Source organism: Halobacillus litoralis, assembly GCF_020524025.1.
GTDB lineage: Bacteria > Bacillota > Bacilli > Bacillales > Halobacillaceae > Halobacillus > Halobacillus litoralis_D.
The window spans coordinates 179,524-197,275 of the sequence record NZ_JAIVKN010000001.1 but is presented as its reverse complement, the minus strand read 5'-3'; the positions used below and the strand labels follow the sequence as shown (position 1 = coordinate 197,275).

The following is a 17,752-nucleotide window of genomic DNA, read 5'->3' as shown; positions in this document are numbered from 1 at the left end:
GACGCACGTGCATAATCGTAGTGTAACAGAAGAAAACAGGCAAAGGGAATAGAGTTTACATATGTTTAGTATTTGAGTGCCTGGGAAAAATATCATTCATAATAAAAGGAAAAAAAGATCCTTGTTGTGAAAAGGAGCATGTCAATGAACTACGATATCATTGGAGATGTCCATGGGTGTTTAGATGAGCTGAAGCAATTGTTCAAGAAACTCGGGTACGAGTGGAAAAATGGGGTTCCTGAGCATCCGGCAGGACGTATCCCGGTCTTTGTCGGAGACATTACTGACCGTGGGCCTGAGTCTATTTCATGTATTCAGCTGGTGTTTCAATTAGTGAAAGAAAAAGGAGCTCTATATGTCCCCGGGAATCACTGCAACAAACTATACCGCTTTTTCTTAGGTAACCCTGTCAAGGAGAAACACGGTCTTGAAACAACTGCAGAGGAATACCGTTCCCTCTCTTCTGAAAAACAAAAAGAAGTAAAAGAACAATTCAAGCATTTATATGAGGAATCTCCACTTCATATTATTCTGGAAGACGTCCAGGCTGTCGTTGCACATGCAGGCATCAGGGAAAAAGATATCGGCCACAAAAGCAAAAGTATCGAAACCTTCGTACTGTATGGAGACATTACAGGGGAAAAACTCCCAGACGGTCGTCCTGTCCGCAGGGACTGGGCCCAGCATTATCATGGAGATCGATGGATTGTGTATGGCCACACACCTGTCCGGGAGCCCCGTTTTGTAAATAAAACCGTAAACATAGACACAGGATGTGTTTTCGGTGGTGACTTAACAGCTTTCCGGCTTCCTGAAGAAGAAATCGTCAGTGTTCCTTCATCCATGCCAAGAGTGGAAGAAAAGTTCAGGTATTAAACCAACGGGGAGTTTCCATAACTCCCCTCATTTAGTCCCTTATTCTAAGCCTCTATTCTTTACATCCCTACTCCTTTTTATATAAAAAACCGCCCGGTAAGCTTTAGGTCTTAATTAAAAATCCCCCATGCTTCCGGCGGTTCTGAAGTAAATGTCATTCTATTTTTTGTCCAAGGATGCCTGAAGACCAGCCTGGAACAGTGAAGCGCCTGGCCACTGATCCCCTCGACTTCTCTACCTCCATACAGGGTATCCCCTGCGAGTGGATAACCATCGTCAGAGAGATGAACGCGGATTTGATGGGTTCGTCCAGTGAAAAGCCTTAAGCGTAACCATGTATAAGAGTCTGATTGACTTTCAACTTCATACAGCGTTTGGGATGGCTTTCCATGTGCTGCCACGGCTCTCTCAATGATGGATCCCTCTTTTCTTCCAATCGGTTTATCAATCAGCCCTTCCTTTTCAGTCAGCACACCGTGAACGACAGCGCGGTACCGTCGTTCTACACTTTTCAATCCTTTTGTTAAAAGCCTGTGACTGTAGGCATGTTTAGCAATAAGCATTAACCCTGATGTGTCCTTATCTAAGCGAGTAACAATATGGACAGTGCAGGGATGAAAGGCCTGCTCGTACCGATATAGGAGAAGACTTGCCACAGAAGGCTCTTTCGAGTCCTGTGTAGGAACAACTGGAAGTCGGGATGGTTTATCTATGACAAGAACATCCTCGTCCTCGTAAACGATAGACAGCTTTCCCTGGATAGGGACAATCGCTCCTTTTTCTTCTTCTGGAAAAATGACAGTCAGAACATCTCCCGTTTCCACTGACTGCCATATCTTTCTTTCCTCATCATTAATATAAACTTTTCCATTCATCCGAACTTTCTTTAGCAGCTGCCGGGAAAAATCAGCACCCTCAAAAAGAAAATCCCGTATGGACCGGCCGGCAAATGGTGGACGTACGCTCCAGGTTTTTGAAACATTAATCGGAATAGTCATCAGCGACAAATGAATCATGGACGCGTTTCCAGAAAGGGAATGGACGGAACCGTGCAAAGCGCACTTTTTCTTCAGCCACACGGCACTGAATCGATTTCACGTCCTTATATGTGCGGGTGATATGGTCAATTGTAAACAAAAAGCTTCGGTCATGTATGGGTTTAAACATACACGTATGATGACTCGGTAAAATCAATGGTGAACCAATAGTACGGAACACTCGATTATTGATGGAGGCCATCTCTGCAATTTGGAAGGCTTCCAGTGAAGGATGCAGAATAGCTCCTCCTAAGGCTTTGTTGTAAGCTGTACTTCCTGATGGAGTAGAGACGCATAGTCCATCTCCACGGAACGTTTCGAAGTGATCCCCTTTTATTTCAATATCCATGACTACGGATCCTTCAGATGTTTTAATTGTACATTCATTCAGAGCAAGATAACGGTCTTCCTCACTTCCATCTTTAGGACGAATCGTTACTTCAAGGAGTGGATATTCAACGACTTGAAAGGGAGTTTTGGCAATCTCAATAATTAACTTTTCCAGCTCTTCGGGCATCCAATCTGCATAAAAGCCCAGATGTCCGGTATGTATACCGATAAAAGCTGTTTTATCCAGTCGGTCCACATATCTGTGAAACGCTTCAAGAAGCGTTCCATCTCCACCTACGGAAATAGCTAAGTCAGGCTCTTCCTCATTGTATTCTAATTGGAACTCAGTCAAATAGTTTTTAATCTTAGAACGGATTTTGTTCGATTTTTCGTCTCCCTTTGATAAAATCGAGAACTTCATCGGTCACCACTCCTCTACGTACTTTTCGGATTTTTCTTTTGCTCTTCTTTATTCAAGAAGGCTCGTTGAGCTTCTTGAACTTCATTCTTTATCTTGGACATTTCTTCATCCAATTGAAAGGCAGCTTCTCCTGCTCGTTTTAAACGGGATTTAATCTCTGTTGGTATTTTACCCGAATATTTGTAGTTTAACGAATGTTCATTTGTTGCCCAGAAGTTCATAGCCAGCGTACGAATCTGTATTTCCGCAAGTACTCTTTTCTCACCGTGGATGGTCTCAACCGGATACTGGATAATAACGTGAAACGATCGGTATCCACTATCCTTTTTCCAGGAAACATAATCCTTCTCCTCGACAATGTTAAAATCGTGACGATTGCGCAGCATATTGACAACAGCATAAATATCATCAACAAATTGACAAACGACTCGCACACCGGCGATATCCTGCAGATCCTTCTCGATGTTTTCAGGGTTAATGCCCTTTCGACGGGCTTTTTCAATAATGCTTGTTTTTGGCTTAACACGGCCTGTCACAAATTCAATAGGAGAATGTTCCTCCTCATATTCAAACTGACGGCGCATTCCCCTTAATTTAATTTTCAGCTCTTCAACCACTTGAGCATAAGGTGCTATAAATATATCCCAATTCATTTAGCGCCCACCTTTATGTATCCAATCTTCATAGTAATTATGTGCGTTTTCTCTCCCATTCATTGTATCATAAAGTTAGCCTGTAAAATAAGCAGAGCGCTTGAGTATATTCCAATTCCAGGAGGTCACAATTATGACTCAGGAAATCGAAATTGAATTTAAGAACTTGCTTACAAAAGACGAATATGAACAAGTCTATCATTTTTTACCATTCAAATCAGTTGAACTTATTGAACAAACCAATTATTATTTTGAAACAGAAGATCAAAAACTAAAGCAGCAGGGATCTGCGTTACGCATTCGCAAGAAAAACGATCAGTGGACTTTAACTTTAAAACAGCCCCATGAGAAAGGACTGCTTGAAACTCACGATTCGCTGACTGAGGAAGAAGCAAACCTGTGGATACAAGATAAAATGACAGAAAAACCTGCTGTATTTAAGCAGCTGCACGAACTTGGCATCCATATCGATGACCTTCACTACTTAGGTTCATTGACAACACGACGGAAAGAAGTCGAGCATGAAGGAGCCACAGTCGTCCTTGACCACAGTCTTTATTATGATCAGGAAGATTATGAACTCGAAGTAGAAGCAAAGAGTCATACGGATGGAAAACGAGTGATTAAACAAATTCTGACCGCCTGCAATATTCCTGAGAGAAAAACAGATAATAAGATCAAACGCTTCTACAAAGCAAAGCTGCAATCAGAATAGTTGCTGTTCCGCAATTCTCATTGCTAAAATGTATGAACAGACAGGAAGGGATTTTATGCAACACCATCGCACCATTTATGATGACTTAGGCAAAGAGAAAATTGATGAACTGGTAGAAGCTTTTTATAAAAGAGTAAGTGAGCATCCGGATTTGATTCCTATCTTTCCAGATGACTTCACTGAAACCATTCGCAAGCAGAAACAATTCTTAACACAATTCTTTGGAGGTCCGCCTCTATATATCGAAGAACATGGTCACCCTATGCTTCGCGCAAGGCACCTGCCTTTCCAAATCACCCCGGCACGAAGAGACGCATGGCTGTCCTGCATGTCAGGCGCAATGAATGAAGTAGAGATTGACGAACCTTACCGTTCCGTAATGTTTGAACGACTTACCATGACAGCTAATCATATGATGAATACACCAGAGGATGAGAAAGGAGAATAGATGTGAGTTGGAAAAGTTTAAATAGTGACAATGAGACAAACGGAACAGCTAGCGGCTTTTTCAAATTACTGAAACGCCCAATCGAGATATACGTCTTTATAGATCCCCTCTGTCCCGAATGTTGGTCACTTGAACCATTTCTAAAAAAGCTCACGATCGAATACGGACGCTTCTTTACCATCCGCCCGATCATAAGTGGGAAGTTATCTTCCTTACAGCAGAACAAGATAAAGAAACCTGAAAATCTGAAAGAAACATGGGATAAGACAGGATCACGCACCGGCATGTGTTGTGATGGCGATGTTTGGCTGGAGAATCCGGTCTCATCTCCCTTAGCCACAGCTCTTGCTGTAAAAGCTGCCGAACTTCAAGGGAAAAAATCCGGCATGCGCTTTCTGAGGAAAGTACAGGAATATGTGTTTCTTGAAAAGCAGAACATCTCCGATGAAGACGTACTCATCGAATGTGCTGAAAAATGCAGACTTGATGTTCATGAATTCAAGAAAGACCTCCATTCAGATGCCGCTCAGCGTGCCCTGCAATGCGATTTAAAGCTTGCCCATGAGATGGAAGTTGAATCAACACCGACCATTGTTGTCTTCAATGAATCAGAAGAAGACGCAGGCCTTAAGATTACAGGTTTGTATTCTTATGAGGTCTATGTGAAAGTGTTGAAAGAAATGCTGCAAAAAGATCCAAAACCAGGCGTTAAGCCTGCTTTGGAGGATTTCTTACACCACTATCGCTTTGTTGCAAACAAAGAGGTCGCTGTTGTGTACGATTGGACAGAGCAGGAAGCAAAACGAGAAATGAAAAAACTTGTATTAAAACAGCAGGTACGTGAAATCCCTGTGAAGCACGGGGCATTCTGGCAATATATCGGTTCATAGAAAAAGCTCCCGTTTCCGGGAGCTTTTTTTTATAAACATATGTAATCCTCATTTAAAACTGACTAGAGAACACATGGCTTTCTGTACACATCTCCGACCTCCCCACTCCTTGTAAAAGGCATGACGCTTCTCACTCTCTCATAAAATAAACTAGAAGGAGGAGGATCGCATGAAGCTGTGGGGGATCATCGTTATGATATTATCCCTTTGTTTAGTGCTAGCGTTTCATTTATTTGCTCTGATGCACTTATATCCTTTGTATATCAGCTCCCCTTTACTCTTCATTTCCATTTATTTATTGATCTCTTTCACCTCTCACAAAAAAACATTCCGTGGATTCAAATAAAAGGCCCCGTCTTCCACACGAGGGCCTTTTATGGTTATTTTCTTAACAACTGTTCCATTTCCTCCAACTTTTCCTCAAACACATCAAGCGCAGAGAGAATAGGATCTTTCGAGGTCATGTCAACCCCTGCACGCTTCAATACTTCTATAGGATAATCACTGCTGCCGGCTTTTAAGAAGCTCTTATAACGCTCAACCGCTTCCTCACCTTCCGTAAGGATCTGACCAGCCAATGCCTGAGCAGCCGCATACCCTGTCGAATACTGATAAACGTAGTAACCCATATAAAAATGTGGAATCCTCGCCCATTCCAAACCAATTTTTTCATCAACTACAATGTTTTCTCCAAAGTACTTCTTGTTTAAGTCGTAATAAATTTCCGTCAACTTCTCAGCCGTGAGCGCTTCCCCGTTTTGCTGCTGGATATGAATCTCATGTTCAAATTCAGCAAACATTGTTTGACGGAAAACCGTTCCACGAAAACCTTCCAAAAAGTTGTTTAACAAATATAATTTCTCTTTATCACTATTTGTGTTTTTAATCATGTAATCATTCAGCAGAGCTTCATTACAGGTAGATGCGACTTCTGCAACAAAAATGGAATAGTTGCCATAACGGTAAGGTTGATTCTTATGTGTATAGTAACTGTGAAGGGAATGACCAAGCTCATGGGCTAAAGTAAATAAATTGTTCACGTTGTCCTGCCAGTTCATCAAGATATACGGATTGGTTCCATAATGTCCAGAAGAATAAGCACCGCTTCTTTTCCCTTTATTTTCCTCGACATCAATCCAACGATTCTCAAATCCTTCTTTCACAATGCTTACATATTCTTCGCCTAATGGCTCTAAGCCTTTCAAAACAAGCTCCTGCGCCTCTTCATAAGAAACTTCCATTTCAGCATCTTTGACTAGAGGTGTATAAAGGTCGTACATGTGAACGTCATCCAGCTCAAGGACCTCTTTACGTAATTCAACATAGCGATGCAGTAGTGGCAGTCGATCGTTTACAGCGTCAAGCAGGTTATCGTATACAGACTCAGGAATGTTATTATTATCAAGCTTTGCTTGACGGGCCCTGTCATATTTTCGCACGGTTGCATTAAAATTGTTCTTTTTCACATGACCGCTCAGAGTGGAAGCGAATGTATTCTTAAATGAGCCAAACGTATCATACATCGCATCAAATGCTGATTTACGAACCTCTCGATTATCTGACTTCAGGAAATTGATATAACGTCCATGAGTTAAGTTTACCTCTTCCCCTTTTTCATTCTGGATGGTAGGAAAAGTAAGGTCCGCATTATTCAATGCCCCGAAAGTCTGAGAAGGACTGGCTCCGATTTCAGAGAAGCCGGCCAGCAGCTTTTCTTCCTTTTCACTCAAAACGTGAGCCCGCTGACGGGTGATTTCATCAAGCGTATGTTCATATAACTTAAGCGGCTCGTAGGACTCCATAAAGCGCTCCACTTGTCCTTCAGGCAAGGCCAGGATTTCAGGAACGATGAAGCTCATAGCAGAGGCTATTTTCGTCATTAAGTTTTCAGCCTTAGCATTCATTTCCTGGTAGTGGGCGTTTGTTGTATCTTGATCATTCCGCATATGAGCATAGGTATAGAGTAAACCAATCTTATGAGATAATTTATCCTGAAAAGATAGAAGCTCATGGAGTTGTTCAGCAGATTCTCCAAGCTTTCCTTGATATTTTTCCAGTTCAGGTAACAATTCTTTTGTTTCTTCTAATTCTTTATACCATTGATCGTCGGAAGCAAACATGGATTCTAAATCCCATGTTTTTTCTTTAGGTATTTCATCTCTTTTTGGTAGTTCTTTTGTAGACGACAATTAGCATCCTCCTTCAAGTATATCGGTATCCTTATAATTTTCTCGTTTTATAAAAAGATTCCTTTCTAAAATTCAAATTCTTTTTATGTTTTTCAAATGTTCTAATGTTGTTTGATCATCCCTGAGTCCATCTTCCATAAACTGATGAAAGGAAACCTGTTTGATTTTCACCCAATTATTCTTCCCTGTTTTCCTTACAATATTTAACTTGGACAGTAAGCTTAAATATTGCTGAGCTAAATCAGGTTTGTATCCGTTTAGTGTTGGATTTGGATAAACAGCAGGAAAGTGGAGGATGGATTCATTAGGAACGTCCATAAAGTGATCAATCATTAAGCGGGTCTGCCATATATAAGGGGGGATATCCATCTGAACTTGTCCATCTACAGGTAAATAACAAAGGCTTGGAATCATGGAAAAATGGTACCCTCTCAAGTAAAGGTACTGCCTGTAATTCCTTTCTGCTGAGCCTACCTGCTTCCTGTAGTGAGTACGATTATCATGCCATGACTTTTTCAAATGTTGATAAAGATGATGGGGTATAAACGAATCGTCAGGAGAAAAAAGCTGTGGAAAAGAAATTTCTTTCAGGGGATAAGACTGGATGGAGGCAAGTGCTTGACGGGGTCCCGTCCACTTGATGTGAGATGCTCGATTTACTCGATTCTGATTGGAATCGAAAAAGAACAATTGATATCCATGGGGCCAATGGTAGAGAAACGTTCGCACAAAAGCGTTCAGGTTCAGTTGTTGGAAACCTTGTTTTTGAAAGTGTTTATTCCCCAACAACCAGAACGGAAAGATACCAGTGGATAGATACTTGGCTGTACGTCTCTGTACTTCTTTAACCGTTATAGTTGAGCACTGATATTCGATGGCTATGCGCTTAGATGATGTTTTCACCCATAGATCAGGTTTTTGCTTCAGGCTTTTAATATAATGCTCCAGCTGTGCGTGATATCCTTGATTTCGAAGCCAGTGATACAACGTCCATTTTCCTTTTTCATGTTCCATAGACTCTGAACCTTTATTAGAAGCACAGGTGCTATCAGGCCTATGCGCAAAATGTGGAATAACCTTCGATCCTATCCGAACAGAAACAGTTTCTTCGCAAACGGGGCACCAAAAGGGAGTTTGTTTTGCAAGCTCAAGCTCACTTTTAGACATTTGGTAGAGAGACTGCAGCTTTTTTTTAGCATTAATCGCATATAACACTAAATATCACCTCCCTCATACATTCGACAAAAATCTACGTTTCCCTGCAAAACAAAAAAAGCACACAAAATTGTGTGCTCAGTGAATCAATCAACAGGAAAATAGGTTTTGACAGATGATAAAGCTTGTTCAGAAAAGATTACTTTTCCATATTCCTCAAGCCTATGAACAGTCATTGGTGATTCATAACCATATTCCATAAGCTGACTTAAAATATTTTCCTGCTCATCATCACTCATATCTTCATCTGTAAATTGAATATATAAATAGTAACGATCTTCATAGTGGAATAAGCGCTGCTCCACTGATTCCGGTGTTGACATGTAGTGACTAAGTTGAATAATATCCTCAAATTCATTAAACTTCAGCGTGAAAGTCAATGGTTCATCGGAATCGCCCTCTACCTCATCTCCATCTTCATCATCTTTCTGATCGTAACCATCGGATCCGTGAATCTTATCATCAAGTAGAGATTCCAGCTTTTCATCCACCGGAACATCAATTGCCTTACCTTCATCATTTGGAAGTTCGAGCTTTTGACCATCTTGAGATACCTGTGCTTTCGTAACAATAACCTCCAGGCCTTTGTCCATAGCTTGAACTTGAATCCATAAAGGACCGTCTGCCTGGAAATTTTCCTGATCATTAACTTCATCCATCATTTCCCAGAAAAGTTGTTCACTTCTTTCGCGGTTATACCAAATTTCTTCTCGGTCAAAACCTCGTTGTTCTACATCCTGATATGTCACGTAAAATTTTACGGTATTTTCATTAATGCGTTCAATTTCCATACGTTTCTCTCCCTTCTTATCATGTTTTAAGGGGGAAGGGAACACTCACCCTCGTGTTGCTTATAGAACCTTACCCGTTAGGTCCAATCTTCAACCGTAATGATGTTTAGTTGTAAGGGTTGATGTACTTCTATTGTATGACAGCAGCAGCTAAATGGAAAACAAATTGCTCGATTTCAGCATATAACTATTCACGTCATGAATAACATGAAAACAGGACCCTCTTTTGGGTGGTTGGTTTATTATTTTAGCTTATTCCCTTAGGTTTGTCACTACATAGCAGGAGGATTTTTCTATGAACTGGGACTTGCTCGAACCACTACTTATCATCATCAGTATTGATATCATCCTTGGTGGTGATAATGCCGTTGTCATTGCTTTGGCAAGTCGTAACTTGCCGCCGGATCAAAGGAATAAAGCAATTTTATTGGGGACAGGCCTCGCAATAGCTGCACGAGTACTATTAACAATGATTGCTCTTTATCTTCTCCAAATTCCCTTCCTTCAATTAATCGGAGGACTGCTTCTCTTTTATATTGCCATGAAATTGCTGACTGATACAGAAGAAACAGAAGGCATTAAAGCGGGAGACAGCCTGGCTGCAGCTGTAAAGACCATCGTGTTTGCAGATATTGTTATGGGGTTTGATAACGTGTTGGCGATTGCTGGTGCTTCTCACAATAACATTATTCTTGTCGTTATCGGGCTTTTAGTATCTGTTCCCATTATTGTATGGGGGAGTCGAATTATCCTTAAGTTAATGGATAAATTCCCTCTTCTCATCTACTTTGGAGCTGGGATTTTAGCCTATACAGCAGCAGAAATGGTGAGTGAGGATCGTTACATTATGCAATATTTAGAGGACTTCCCACTTTTCCATCAATGGTTTGCAGTCTTCATGGTTATTGTTGTGATTACTTTAGGATATTTAAAGAACAAAGATAAAGACACGGCGGTATAAAAAATTATCATAAAACAAAGAAAAGCTGTTGACGTCGTTATGCCGTCACAGCTTTTCTCGTTTATGTTAGTTTACTAAACGCTGAGCTTCTTTTAATTGGAATGTGCGTACGCTACGTGGTAGAAAGCGACGAATTTCATCTTCATTGTATCCTACCTGCAAACGTTTATCATCGATGATGATAGGACGACGCAACAAGCCGGGATTCTCTTGGATGAGGTCAAAAAGATCCTGCATTGGAAGTTGATCAAAATCAACTTCCAATTTCTGAAAAACTTTTGACCGAGTAGAAATGATCTCTTCCGTTCCATCTTCCGTCATACGAAGAATTTCTTTGATCTCATCAAGCGTTAAAGGCTCAGAGAAAATGTTTCGCTCAGTATAAGCGATGTCGTGTTCTTCAAGCCAAGCTTTCGCTTTTCGACATGATGTACAACTTGGTGAGGTATAAAGTGTAACCATACAGAAACTTCACTCCTCAATATTTTATGGTAGAGATTTAATTGCTTATTTATTTATAATCAATACAATCTGACTATGTTTATACTATAACATAACTGTCAAGTTTTTTCTATGAAAACACGAACATACGTTACAGAAAAGCAATTATATTTGGTTTCCATTAACTTATACCACGGTAATTTACCCATTAAACCTATTTTTACAGAAAAAATCATTTTCAACTACTGTTTTTTCATTGAAAAATACCCACCAAAAAGGCGGGTATGTAATCGGTTAATTTTTTGCTTTATCCAATTCACTGAGAATATCTTCTGTATCCCGTTCATCATCTCTAGTCAGGACTTCTTCTACAGGCTGATAGGACTTCCCGTAGAATTGCTCATCTTTATACGTGTGGATTTCTGTATACATCTTTTTCATCTGCTCATAAATTTGTTCTTCAGATGCATCATCCGGGGACCAGTAGAGAATCTCCATCTGATTGATTTCATTTGTAACAACCGAACGCCTTTTGTAACCGATGGATTGGGCATGTTGAAAACCTTCACGCTGATAAAAGCGCAGCCTCGCCTCCGTGTCTGTGTCATCATAATCCACAGGTTCGACTTCAAGTATGATCGGCTTTCTCTTTGCTTTCATTTTCTCAATGAGTTTATGACCAAGTCCTTGACCACGTGAAGCAGTGGAAACGTATACATAATCAATAAAGATAAAAGTATCGAACTCAGCGTACATCAGTACATGGTGTTCTCCCTCATCCTTGTAGTAAACGTCACTTTTTTCTTTTAATAGTGCTTCCATGTGTTCTTTCGATTTCATTTCCTCTACTGGAAAATATTCGTTCAACTTCTCATACCAATTCATTGATCTACTCCCTTATCATTAGTCTATTCTATTATAACGAATAACCTTTCTTATGTTAAATCAAACCTATACAGAAACTCTACACATGTCGTGTCACATACGATTACTTTCACTTATATGTTTCACACTTTTTTATGCTGGAGTAAGAGAATCTCTAAGAAATAGGATGCAGATAACCTTAAATTTTATGAGAAAAAGGAATGCTGGCAGACTCCAGCATTCCTTTTAATTAAGGTGTATAATCGACGTTTCTCGTATAGTTGTTACCGGCATTCCACAATAGGAATTCGTTAATACCATTTTCATTCAGAGCTTTTATTTGTGCTTCTACTTCTGCTTTACCATATTGTTTTGTAGCTCCTGAGTAGAGCCATGGGGCTTCAAAATCCTGCAGCCAGGGTCTCGATGTAGGCTGATCTTCCAATTGGTTTAAGACCTCAGTTTCCACTTTGGCATACTCATTAATCAGATTATATGGTTCTGTATCGGGTTTAGAAATACCAAAGTATGGACCCCAGTGACTTGGATAAATCATAGCCGAAATGACATCAACGTTGGAAGAAATCTTAGAAAAGTTTTGACCAATGTTTGGAGCTTCTGTAATTGTAGCAGCATACCCAAAGATATCTACAGAAACATCCACACCATAGTATTCCAATTCATTTCTTGCAAACTCTACGAAATCTGTAACCGCCTGCACACGCTTTTGAACATTATCCATTTCCATATCTCCGTACTTGCCCTGTCCATATTCCAATATGTCATCACGGGAATCAAAGCCTTCGGGGAATCGAACATAATCATATTGGATCTCCTCAAAGCCCATTTCTGCAGCAGTTTTAGCAAGCTCTACATTGTATTCCCAAACTTCTTCCATAAACGGATTAACAAAGGATTCGCCCTTTCCATTTTTCCAAACCTGCCCATTTTGAGTAAAGGAAAGGTCGGGACGTTTTTCTGCCAAAAGGCTGTCTTTAAAAACAACTACACGGGCAATTGGATATATTCCCTTAGCTTCAAGCTCTTCAAGCATCTTCCTCGGATCATCGATGAAGGGCTCAGCAACTTCCGCATATGGGGAGCCCTCTTCCGGTTCAAATGTAATATTCCCATGATCCTCTTTGATGTCTATAACCATCGCATTCAATTCTGTCTGTTCAACAAGGTCCGTTAATTCCTTCATTTTTGCGCCCCCTGCCGATGGGCCGGTGACGTAAATTCCTCGTACAGCGTCCGGATATTCAAAATTCAGTCCAGAGTTATAGGTGAATCTTGCTGCTGGACTTGGCACTTGAAGCTCTTTTACACTTAGCTGCTTCTTCGCCAGCAAAGCAGCACCTTTCACCTCTGCTCCTTCTTCTGCGTTAACACTATGTAGCGGGAACGCTGCCCCCAAAAGGAGAACCCCAGTGAAGATCATCATCAATAGTTGTTTTTTCCCCATTTACATCCTACTCCTATTCCTTATTTTTCTATATTCATTATAAAAGAGGTTGCCATGTTATAACAGTGCTGGCATGAATTTTCTTAAAGTTTTTTATCTTTTACGTTTAGTTCCTATTAAGCAGCCTTATTCACGAGATGCCCTTGTGAATTAGGAGCAGCGGGAAAGGTTTTAATTGCGAGAATTTCAGAGCGTTCGAACAGCACGATCCTAAGTTTTTTTTAACGTAGCTTATAAAAAAAAGACCCTGCACTCGACAGGGTCTTTCATTTCTCATTATTCTACAACCGCATGTTCTTTTCGATACTGTTCATATTCCTTGGTTGTACATAGGACGAAATGTCCAGGTCGTACTTCACGGAACTCAGGCTCTTCACTTGTATCATGCTGACTCGGATCATATGTGAAACGTTCACGGGAACGCTCGTAGTCCGGATCAGGAAGAGGAATCGCAGAAAGCAGAGACTGCGTATAAGGGTGAATCGGATGCTTATAAAGCTCTTCAGCATCTGCAAGTTCAACCATATTGCCGAAGTACATCACACCGATACGATCACTTATATATTTAACCATCGACAAGTCATGGGCGATGAATAAATACGTTAAACCATTCTCCTCCTGTAGTTTCTTCAACAAGTTAACAACCTGAGCTTGAATGGATACATCTAATGCTGAGATCGGCTCATCGGCAATGATAAAGCTTGGATCAACAGCCAGGGCACGGGCAATACCAATACGCTGACGCTGGCCGCCACTGAATTCGTGTGGATAACGGTTCGCGTGTTCTTTATTCAGTCCAACTGTTTCAAGTAATTCATGAACCTTGGCTTTTCTTGCTTCTGCATCTTTAGCAAGTCCGTGAATATCCATTCCTTCAGCGATAATATCTTCAACCTTCATACGAGGGTTCAGAGAAGCATATGGATCCTGGAAAATCATCTGCATTTCGCGGTTGAATTTCTTCAGCTGTTCACGTGATTTCTTACCATGAACGTTCTCTCCATTAAAGATAACTTCTCCATCAGTTGCATCGTAAAGGCGGATGATCGTGCGGCCTGTTGTGGATTTTCCGCACCCGGATTCACCAACCAGACCAAACGTCTCCCCTTTATATATATCGAAGTTCAAACCATCCACAGCTTTTACTACACTGTGGCGACCTGTTTTAAAGTGCTGTTTTAGATTCTTTATTTCAACTAATTTTTCTTGACTCATACGCGCTCACCTTTCGAATTGTCGGACGTTTTTGCCATGCCTTCCATACGCTTTTTAACAGCGGCTGGAGGATCAACATCCGGCGCATTTTCGTGAAGCAGCCATGTTGCTGCGTAATGGGTGTCACTCACTTTAAACATTGGCGGCTCCTGCTCCAAATCAATCTTCATCGCATATTCATTCCGAGCTGCGAAGGCATCCCCTTTTGGCGGGTTCAAAAGATCTGGAGGTGAACCTGGAATGGCAAAGAGTTCTTCATCGTCACTATCAAGAGAAGGCATAGAACCAAGCAGTCCCCATGTATAAGGGTGCTTCGGATTATAGAAGATGTCATCAACCGTACCAACCTCTACAATCTTTCCAGCATACATAACCGCAACACGGTCTGCTACGTTAGCCACAACACCAAGGTCGTGAGTAATGAAAATGGTAGCTGAATCTGTCTTCTTCTGTATATCTTTCATAAGCTCTAAAATTTGAGCTTGAATAGTCACATCCAATGCAGTTGTCGGCTCATCGGCAATTAAAAGTTTTGGATTACAAGCAAGAGCAATGGCAACAACAACACGCTGTCTCATTCCACCAGAGAATTGGTGTGGATATTGTTTCATGCGGTTTTCCGCATCCGGGATCCCTACAAGTTCCAATAATTCTACAACTCTCTGACGCGCCTGTGTTTTATTCATTTTCTGGTGCTTAATCAGACCTTCCATGATCTGATTCCCTACTTTCATTGTAGGGTTTAAAGAAGTCATAGGATCTTGGAAGATCATAGAAATTTCTTTACCACGAATCTTCTGCATCTGCTTTTCACTCATCTTTGCAAGGTCTCGTCCTTCAAAGAGGATTTCACCCTCTTTGATACGTCCAGGAGGCTGAGGGATTAACTGCATCAGAGCCTTGGTAGTTACAGACTTCCCTGAACCGGACTCACCTACAATAGCAAGGGTTTCACCTTTATTTAAATCGAAGTTGACCCCACGTACAGCTTTAACTTCACCGCCGTAGGTGTCAAAGGATACATGCATATTTTTTACTTCTAATAATTTTTCCATTGTAAACACCTACCTCCTATTCACGCATCTTCGGATCGAATGCATCACGCAGACCATCCGCTAAGACGTTAAAGGCAATCATGATAAGAGAGATTATAATTGCCGGGAATAATAAAATGTGAGGGTAAATCTGCAAGGATTGGAAACCTGCATTAATTAGTGTCCCCAACGATGCCATTGGTGTAGGAAGACCTAAACCAATAAAGCTCAAGAAAGCTTCAAAGAAAATCGCAGAAGGGATGGAGAACATCGTATTAATAATGATCAAACCTAACACGTTTGGAATTAGGTGTTTTTGTAGAATACGGTTGTCCTTTGCACCCAGCGTTCTTGATGCTAACACAAACTCCTGATTTTTCAGTTTCAATATTTGACCCCGGACAATCCGCGCCATACTAATCCAACCGGCAATGGCGAGGGCTATCGTGATGGATAATATCCCTGGTTCAAGGATCAGAATCATCAAGATAACTAATACAAGGTTAGGAATCCCTACAAGGATTTCAATGAAACGCTGCATATAGTTGTCCACACGGCCGCCGTAGTAGGCAGAGATACCACCATAAGTGACACCGATCAGCATATCAATGGCTGCCGCTAAAAAGGCGATATATAAGGAAACGCGTGTTCCGATCCAGGTACGTGTCCATTGGTCACGACCAAGACCGTCTGTTCCAAACCAGAAATTCTCTTCCATACCTTTTGCTGCATAAACATCATACGTAGCCTGAACTTCAGCTTTTTCTCCATTAGAACCGTCATTCAATACTTCTGTTTCAATAAATTCATCTTGGTTATTGAAACGCATCAACGCTTTTTCCTGGGCTCTTTCCAAGGTGTCAGCTGACTGAACGTCAGTCAACATCCCATCCATACCCAGCCAGCCTAGGCCTTCAACTTTAGGGGGCATCTTAGATCGTGACAAATCTTGATCATACTCCCCGTATTCGTTCATATATGGACCGAAAATCGCCATAACCGTCAGGATAATTAGAACGAATAAACCGATCATAGCTCCTACGTTTTTTCGCAAACGAATGAATGAATCCTGCCAAAAGGACAGACTTGGTCGAGTGATCTTATCACTTTCATCGTTTGTCGTATCTACAGGTACAAATAAATCTTTAGATGGTTTGTGATTATCCATTAATGACTACTCTCCTTCTGCCAGTCGGATTCTTGGATCAATGACACCATAAAGTAAATCAATGATCAGGATGATGAAAATAAACATGAAAGCCAGCAAAAGCGTAGTACCCATAATGATTGGGTAATCATTCATGTTAATCGCCTTAACAAACTGTTCACCGATTCCTGGTACAGCAAAGATATTCTCAATAACGAGCGTACCTGTCATTAAACCAACAGCAAGTGGTCCAAGAACTGTAATTAAAGGAATCAATGCGTTTCTAAGTCCATGTTTAAACACGACTCCAAACTTATTAACTCCTTTTGCTCTTGCTGTAACAATGTAATCAGATCCCATAACTTCCAGCATCTCTGTTCTCATAAAGCGGGCTGCAATTGCAATTGGGAAGATGGCCAACGATACGGTTGGTAAAACGGTGTACTCCCAGCCTTCCCACAAGGCAACTGGAAACCAGCCGAACTTTACACCAATGTAATATTGCAATAAACCAGCAAAGACAAATGACGGAATCGATTGTCCCAGCACAGCTAAGAACGTTGATGTGTAATCTAGAGGACCATTATGGTAGATAGCTGATACTAGTCCTAAAAGCATCCCTATAATTGTACCAATAACCATAGCCTGAATACCAAGCTGCATGGATGGACCAATTCTTTCCATGATAATGTTTGTTACTTCACGGTTGTCAAACTGAAAGGAGATACCTAGATCACCTTGCGCCAAGCCGACCATATAATTGAAATATTGTACGGGCACTGGATCATCTAATCCATATTTTTCTAATACTACTGCCTGCTGTTCTTCTGATAATTTATCTGCAGCACTTAGGGGAGTACCAGGTAAAAACTTCATCAGAAAGAACGTTAAGGTAGCAATTAAGAACATCGTTATGACCATATAAATTAAGCGTTGGAATATATAACGAGTCATGTGAACACCTCCGTTTAGATAGAGCCTTTTCTCTTGTTGCGCTAAATTGACTGAAATTTTATTATTATCTGAAAAATAGGTTAACAGGGAAAAAGAGAGCATACGC

18 protein-coding genes are annotated in these 17,752 nt (G+C 40.9%); 5 read left to right on the top strand and 13 right to left on the bottom strand.

Annotation, left to right across the window (positions count from 1 at the left end):
* Window positions 1-144: 144 nt before the first annotated feature.
* A complete protein-coding gene (gene prpE, locus LC036_RS01105) occupies window positions 145-876 on the top strand; it encodes a bis(5'-nucleosyl)-tetraphosphatase PrpE (RefSeq protein ID WP_226576990.1) in 732 nt (243 codons plus the stop codon).
* Window positions 877-986: 110 nt separating this feature from the next.
* On the opposite strand, the gene LC036_RS01100 is transcribed toward prpE, so the two are convergent.
* From LC036_RS01100 to LC036_RS01090, 3 genes are read right to left on the bottom strand one after another with little or no spacing between them, the layout of a single operon-like run.
* The gene (locus tag LC036_RS01100; RefSeq protein ID WP_226576988.1) at window positions 987-1,874 is read right to left on the bottom strand and encodes an RluA family pseudouridine synthase; all 888 of its coding nucleotides are present in this window, start codon (window positions 1,872-1,874) and stop codon (window positions 987-989) included.
* A complete protein-coding gene (locus tag LC036_RS01095; RefSeq protein ID WP_226576985.1) occupies window positions 1,858-2,664 on the bottom strand; it encodes an NAD kinase in 807 nt (268 codons plus the stop codon). Before LC036_RS01095 ends, LC036_RS01100 begins: the two co-directional genes overlap by 17 nt.
* Before the next feature lie 14 nt (window positions 2,665-2,678).
* Window positions 2,679-3,317: a GTP pyrophosphokinase family protein gene (locus LC036_RS01090; protein ID WP_226576982.1), complete on the bottom strand. Its 639-nt coding sequence runs from the start codon at window positions 3,315-3,317 to the stop codon at window positions 2,679-2,681.
* Between the two features lie 133 nt (window positions 3,318-3,450).
* Between LC036_RS01090 and LC036_RS01085 the strand changes: the two genes are divergently transcribed.
* The 3 genes from LC036_RS01085 to LC036_RS01075 are packed head-to-tail and all read left to right on the top strand — an operon-like array spanning window position 3,451 to window position 5,370.
* On the top strand, window positions 3,451-4,032 hold the full coding sequence (locus LC036_RS01085; RefSeq protein WP_226576979.1) for a CYTH domain-containing protein: 582 nt from the start codon (window positions 3,451-3,453) through the stop codon (window positions 4,030-4,032).
* 55 nt (window positions 4,033-4,087) lie between these two features.
* Window positions 4,088-4,480: a globin gene (locus LC036_RS01080; RefSeq protein ID WP_226576976.1), complete on the top strand. Its 393-nt coding sequence runs from the start codon at window positions 4,088-4,090 to the stop codon at window positions 4,478-4,480.
* A 2-nt stretch (window positions 4,481-4,482) separates the two neighbouring features.
* Entirely contained in the window at window positions 4,483-5,370 is an 888-nt protein-coding gene (locus LC036_RS01075; protein WP_319004420.1) for a ClpXP adapter SpxH family protein, read from the top strand.
* A gap of 380 nt (window positions 5,371-5,750) precedes the next feature.
* Here the strand turns inward: LC036_RS01075 and pepF are convergent, their stop codons facing one another.
* The 3 genes from pepF to mecA form a co-directional block, all read right to left on the bottom strand.
* A complete protein-coding gene (pepF, locus tag LC036_RS01065) occupies window positions 5,751-7,559 on the bottom strand; it encodes an oligoendopeptidase F (RefSeq protein WP_226576973.1) in 1,809 nt (602 codons plus the stop codon).
* A 72-nt stretch (window positions 7,560-7,631) separates the two neighbouring features.
* On the bottom strand, window positions 7,632-8,774 hold the full coding sequence (locus LC036_RS01060) for a competence protein CoiA (protein WP_226576970.1): 1,143 nt from the start codon (window positions 8,772-8,774) through the stop codon (window positions 7,632-7,634).
* 86 nt (window positions 8,775-8,860) lie between these two features.
* Window positions 8,861-9,565, bottom strand: a complete 705-nt coding sequence (gene mecA, locus LC036_RS01055) for an adaptor protein MecA (protein WP_226576967.1) — start codon at window positions 9,563-9,565, stop codon at window positions 8,861-8,863.
* A gap of 295 nt (window positions 9,566-9,860) precedes the next feature.
* Here mecA and LC036_RS01050 point away from each other — a divergent pair, with 295 nt between their 5' ends.
* A complete protein-coding gene (locus tag LC036_RS01050) occupies window positions 9,861-10,526 on the top strand; it encodes a TerC family protein (protein ID WP_226576963.1) in 666 nt (221 codons plus the stop codon).
* Window positions 10,527-10,592: 66 nt separating this feature from the next.
* Here the strand turns inward: LC036_RS01050 and spxA are convergent, their stop codons facing one another.
* The 7 genes from spxA to opp3b form a co-directional block, all read right to left on the bottom strand.
* Window positions 10,593-10,988 carry a transcriptional regulator SpxA gene (gene spxA, locus LC036_RS01045; RefSeq protein WP_226576960.1) on the bottom strand — a complete coding sequence of 132 codons (396 nt, stop codon included), beginning with the start codon at window positions 10,986-10,988 and terminating at the stop codon, window positions 10,593-10,595.
* A gap of 273 nt (window positions 10,989-11,261) precedes the next feature.
* Complete coding sequence (locus tag LC036_RS01040; protein ID WP_226576958.1) at window positions 11,262-11,852, bottom strand: GNAT family N-acetyltransferase; 591 nt, start codon at window positions 11,850-11,852, stop codon at window positions 11,262-11,264.
* Window positions 11,853-12,081: 229 nt separating this feature from the next.
* Complete coding sequence (locus LC036_RS01035; protein WP_226576955.1) at window positions 12,082-13,296, bottom strand: putative glycoside hydrolase; 1,215 nt, start codon at window positions 13,294-13,296, stop codon at window positions 12,082-12,084.
* Window positions 13,297-13,572: 276 nt separating this feature from the next.
* A complete protein-coding gene (locus LC036_RS01030) occupies window positions 13,573-14,511 on the bottom strand; it encodes an ABC transporter ATP-binding protein (RefSeq protein ID WP_226576952.1) in 939 nt (312 codons plus the stop codon).
* Complete coding sequence (locus LC036_RS01025) at window positions 14,508-15,566, bottom strand: ABC transporter ATP-binding protein (protein WP_226576949.1); 1,059 nt, start codon at window positions 15,564-15,566, stop codon at window positions 14,508-14,510. The genes LC036_RS01030 and LC036_RS01025 overlap by 4 nt, the downstream gene beginning before the upstream one ends.
* A 16-nt stretch (window positions 15,567-15,582) precedes the next feature.
* On the bottom strand, window positions 15,583-16,713 hold the full coding sequence (gene opp3C, locus LC036_RS01020; RefSeq protein WP_226576947.1) for an oligopeptide ABC transporter permease: 1,131 nt from the start codon (window positions 16,711-16,713) through the stop codon (window positions 15,583-15,585).
* Between the two features lie 6 nt (window positions 16,714-16,719).
* Window positions 16,720-17,646 (bottom strand): oligopeptide ABC transporter permease, encoded by a 927-nt coding sequence (gene opp3b / locus LC036_RS01015; protein ID WP_226576945.1) that lies wholly within the window; start codon window positions 17,644-17,646, stop codon window positions 16,720-16,722.
* Between the last annotated feature and the right edge of the window lie 106 nt (window positions 17,647-17,752).

Bases quoted from the DNA above. Each gene is read 5' to 3' on its own strand.
- LC036_RS01025 (WP_226576949.1), bottom strand. From the start codon at position 15,566: ATGGAAAAATTATTAGAAGTAAAAAATATGCATGTATCCTTTGACACC.
- LC036_RS01090 (WP_226576982.1), bottom strand. From the start codon at position 3,317: ATGAATTGGGATATATTTATAGCACCTTATGCTCAAGTGGTTGAAGAG.
- LC036_RS01050 (WP_226576963.1), top strand. From the start codon at position 9,861: ATGAACTGGGACTTGCTCGAACCACTACTTATCATCATCAGTATTGAT.
- LC036_RS01085 (WP_226576979.1), top strand. From the start codon at position 3,451: ATGACTCAGGAAATCGAAATTGAATTTAAGAACTTGCTTACAAAAGAC.
- LC036_RS01100 (WP_226576988.1), bottom strand. From the start codon at position 1,874: ATGACTATTCCGATTAATGTTTCAAAAACCTGGAGCGTACGTCCACCA.
- LC036_RS01035 (WP_226576955.1), bottom strand. From the start codon at position 13,296: ATGGGGAAAAAACAACTATTGATGATGATCTTCACTGGGGTTCTCCTT.
- LC036_RS01030 (WP_226576952.1), bottom strand. From the start codon at position 14,511: ATGAGTCAAGAAAAATTAGTTGAAATAAAGAATCTAAAACAGCACTTT.
- spxA (WP_226576960.1), bottom strand. From the start codon at position 10,988: ATGGTTACACTTTATACCTCACCAAGTTGTACATCATGTCGAAAAGCG.
- LC036_RS01040 (WP_226576958.1), bottom strand. From the start codon at position 11,852: ATGAATTGGTATGAGAAGTTGAACGAATATTTTCCAGTAGAGGAAATG.
- opp3b (WP_226576945.1), bottom strand. From the start codon at position 17,646: ATGACTCGTTATATATTCCAACGCTTAATTTATATGGTCATAACGATG.
- opp3C (WP_226576947.1), bottom strand. From the start codon at position 16,713: ATGGATAATCACAAACCATCTAAAGATTTATTTGTACCTGTAGATACG.
- mecA (WP_226576967.1), bottom strand. From the start codon at position 9,565: ATGGAAATTGAACGCATTAATGAAAATACCGTAAAATTTTACGTGACA.
- prpE (WP_226576990.1), top strand. From the start codon at position 145: ATGAACTACGATATCATTGGAGATGTCCATGGGTGTTTAGATGAGCTG.
- LC036_RS01095 (WP_226576985.1), bottom strand. From the start codon at position 2,664: ATGAAGTTCTCGATTTTATCAAAGGGAGACGAAAAATCGAACAAAATC.
- LC036_RS01080 (WP_226576976.1), top strand. From the start codon at position 4,088: ATGCAACACCATCGCACCATTTATGATGACTTAGGCAAAGAGAAAATT.